Annotated in this window: 4 protein-coding genes; 1 reads left to right on the forward strand and 3 read right to left on the reverse strand. The window is 61.3% G+C overall.

The genetic code is table 11. From position 1 onward, the window contains the following. A partial coding sequence (locus tag VMR39_RS23240; protein ID WP_325419633.1) for a DUF2493 domain-containing protein occupies positions 1-570 on the forward strand: 570 nt, incomplete at its 5' end. A 19-nt stretch (positions 571-589) separates the two neighbouring features. On the opposite strand, the gene VMR39_RS23245 is transcribed toward VMR39_RS23240, so the two are convergent. The 3 genes from VMR39_RS23245 to VMR39_RS23255 all read right to left on the reverse strand — a co-directional run. Next, positions 590-1315: a hypothetical protein gene (locus VMR39_RS23245; protein WP_325419635.1), complete on the reverse strand. Its 726-nt coding sequence runs from the start codon at positions 1313-1315 to the stop codon at positions 590-592. Positions 1316-1544: 229 nt separating this feature from the next. Then, positions 1545-2822: an epoxide hydrolase gene (locus VMR39_RS23250; RefSeq protein WP_325419637.1), complete on the reverse strand. Its 1278-nt coding sequence runs from the start codon at positions 2820-2822 to the stop codon at positions 1545-1547. 11 nt (positions 2823-2833) lie between these two features. After that, positions 2834-3514: hypothetical protein (locus tag VMR39_RS23255; protein WP_325419639.1), on the reverse strand; the 681-nt coding region annotated here is incomplete at its 5' end.

A 3514-nucleotide genomic window follows, 5' to 3' on the forward strand; every position in this document is an offset into this window, starting at 1 on the left:
GAGCGCCTCGTCGCCGAGGGCAGGACGCTGGTCGAACGCCAGGACGCCTTCGAACTGATGCGCGACCAGGCCGGCGATCACTACGAGCGTCATGCGGGCAAGCCGTGGCTCCCGCACAGCGGCTCGCGGGTCAATCACCGCAATCTCACTTCGGCGATGATCGACAGCCGCGATTTCCTCGCCGCCAGGAAGCGCGCCGAACAGCAGGTCCTGCTCCCTCCCGGTCCCAAGATCGCATTCACGGGCGGTCTTGATTTCAACGATCATCAGCTGATCTGGGCCAAGCTCGACCAGGTTCACGCCCGGCATCCCGACATGGTGCTGATGCACGGCAAGTCCCCAAAAGGCGCCGAAAAGATCGCCTCGCGCTGGGCGGATCATCGCAGTGTTCCGCAGATCGGATTTGCGCCGGACTGGTCCAGACACGGCCGCGCCGCGCCCTTCAAGCGCAACGATCAGATGCTGGACGTGCTGCCGATCGGCGTAATCGTCTTCCCCGGCACGGGAATTCAGGAGAACCTCGCCGACAAGGCGAGAAAGCTGGGCATCCCCCTCTGGCGGTTCAGCTGAATGCGGTTGAGCCGCTCTGTCAGTGCTGCGTCACCGGGTCGAGATGGACGTCCGTCTCCAACTTGAAGGCCTCGTGCCAGAGCGCGGTCTTGAAGTAGGTCTCGTCGCGCTCGAAGCCTTCCCCGGAGCGGCCCTCTTCGAGCAACCCCATCCAGCACAACGGGCGGAGCACATGAATATAGAGCGCCGCCTTCATTCGAATTTCGTCACGCCAGCCTTGTCCTTCGCCGGGGCCGTACAGGACCAGCCCCAGCCGGTCCTCGCTCAGGCCATGCTGGGCTTCCACATTGATGACGTTCAGAAAGATGTCCCAGTTTCCCATCGGCTGATCGCCGTACCGAGTGTAACCGGTGTGATCGGTAGCGAAGAGAAACTGCTGGGCAAGCAGTGACCACAATGCTGCGGGGTCGGCCCTGAGCTGCCTCGCAAGCCGTGTCGGGTGTAGAGCGCCTTTCCTGTGCCGCGCCAGTCTCGCGCTCAGCAACAGGTCGTGCATGATCGTCAAAGGCGGGAAATCGCACTCATTGAGCACCTTGTTCACCGCATAGAGATCTTCGGTGGTATAGAATGGCCAATCGAATGCCGCCGCCGCCCACTCGACGAAATACCGCTTCAGCGCGCCCGTCGCAGTCAGACCGATCGGCCCGTTCTCGTGGATATAATCGAGTGTCAGGCACACTGCGCGCAACACAGGCGAATGGCGCATGGCGATTGCAGAATCGGAAATTGGGATCAGGTGATTCATCCACCTTCTATCGGAGGAATCGCTGCAGAAGAACAATGGCGGAAAGCGACCAATTTAAGTCATTCGCTGGCCCACTCGGGGACGTCCGCTCTTGGAAGAACCTGCCGCTGGTGCGTTGGAGGGTGTCAGGCCACCAGCGTCTTTCTGGACATCGAGATAGCCAATTCGATTGCGAAGCATTCGCCGCGTCGACCCTCAATAACTGGTTTATCAGCACGTCCATTCTTCCTCAGCGTTCAAAATGGACAAGCGATGAAGCGCCAGAGCTTCGGCGGATATTCGATCCCCAATCGATTCGATCAATCTGAAATCGAATCTGAGCGTCCGTCAAAGCACCGATTTCTGCCTCTTCAGCGCATGAGCTGGAAGCATTTTCTGATCTCCTCCACGAACAGGCTCGGTTGCTCGAAGGCCGCGAAATGCCCCCCGCGGTCGACCTCGTTCCAATAAATGAGTTGCCGCATGCATCGATCGGCCCAACTTTTGGGAGCACGATAAATGTCCTTGGGAAGATGCTGCAACCGGTGGGAAGGTCGAGTTCGGTGGCCCCGAAGGCACCGTGAAAACTCTCCCAATAGAGCCGAGCCGAGGAGGTCCCTGTGTTCGGCAACCAGTACAGCATGATATTGTCGAGCATCTCATCGTGGGACAGAGCATTTTCCGGCTCGCCGTCGCAATCGGCCCATTCCTTGAATTTCTCGTAGATCCATGCCGCCTGGGCGACAGGAGAGTCCGCCAGCCCATAGCCGAGCGTCTGCGGGCGGCTCGCCTGCTGCGTCGAATGGCCCGATCCCCAGCGTTGATACTGTGCGAGCGCAGCCATCATCTCGGCCTCGGCAGGACCGAGATTGTCGTCAATGTGCGCCGGCATGACGAAGGGGAGATTGAGGTGGATGGCCGCAAGTCCCTGAGGTCGTTGCGCGCCCATCGCAGTGGTGATCGCCGCGCCCCAGTCACCGCCCTGGGCAACATAGCGATCATAGCCGAGCCGGCTCATCAGGACGTGCCATGTCCGCACGATGCGCTGCACCGTCCAGCCGGTTTCATGTGGTTTGCCGGAAAAGCCGTAGCCGGGAAGCGACGGAATGACGAGATGGAAGGCATCGGCGGCCCTCCCGCCATGGGCCATCGGGTCGGTCAGCGGTCCGACACATTTCAGGAATTCAATCACCGACCCGGGCCAGCCATGCGACAGGATCATCGGAAGCGCGTGCGCGTGGGGCGAGCGAATATGCAGGAAATGAATATCGACGCCGTCGATCCGCGTGCGATACTGCCCCAGGCCGTTGAGGATCCGCTCGCAGCGGCGCCAGTCATAAGTGCCGCGCCAGTGGTCGATCAAGGCCCAAACCTTGGCAAGGGGTGCGCCTTGGGACCAGTCATCGACGAGTTCCTGCTCAGGCCAGCGGATACTTTCAAGCCGCCGGCCAAGGTCGTCGAGCTGGCTTTGCGGTACCTCGAGGATGAAAGGTTCAATCTCGTCGGATTCCGCGGGGAGCGCGGACATCTAATCTCCCCTCACAGAGCGACGGCGGCGCTGGCGCCGATCCGCCCTCCGGCTACCGCCCTGGCGGGCGCCGCTGCGAGGCTCGCAGCCATATGGATGGCCGCGACCGCAAAAGCGATGCTGGCGAGCGTCGCCAGTACGACCAACGTTGGCGAGGGCGTGTCGAGATGCAGCGCGATGATTACCGGCGCGCCGGCACCGAAATTAGCGAAATAGAAGGTCATCGGGAAGATCGCGAACAACGTCAGGAGGGCAGCTGGCTGGCTGGTGCGCCGTCGCAGTTCGGCCGCGGCCACCGCGAAGCACATCACCTGGCATGCCTCAAGGATGCCGATGATGACCGGATAGTTGAAGATACGAAGGACATGCGGCCCCCAATATTCATAGGCCCCGCCATTGATGCCGACCATCTCGAAGGTGCAGGACATCGCGAACTCCACCCCGGCCCAGGCATAAAGGCCGTTACGGGTAAGGGCCCCCGCATGGATCTGGCGCGCGATGAGCATGGCGGCGCTACCGTAGAGCACCGCATAGCCGCTGTGCGTCCAGTTCGGCTGCGGAATGCCGAACGCCGAGAAGTGTGACCACATGCCCGGCGCATAGAACCACAGCATCAGGCCTTCGTCATAGAGCGGCTCCGCGAACGCACCGACCATGGCCGCGAGAATGACGAGCACATAGAAGGGTGTCCG

Origin of the sequence: Sphingobium sp. (genome assembly GCF_035511395.1) — a bacterium.
In the GTDB taxonomy this organism is placed as follows: Bacteria; Pseudomonadota; Alphaproteobacteria; order Sphingomonadales; family Sphingomonadaceae; genus Sphingobium.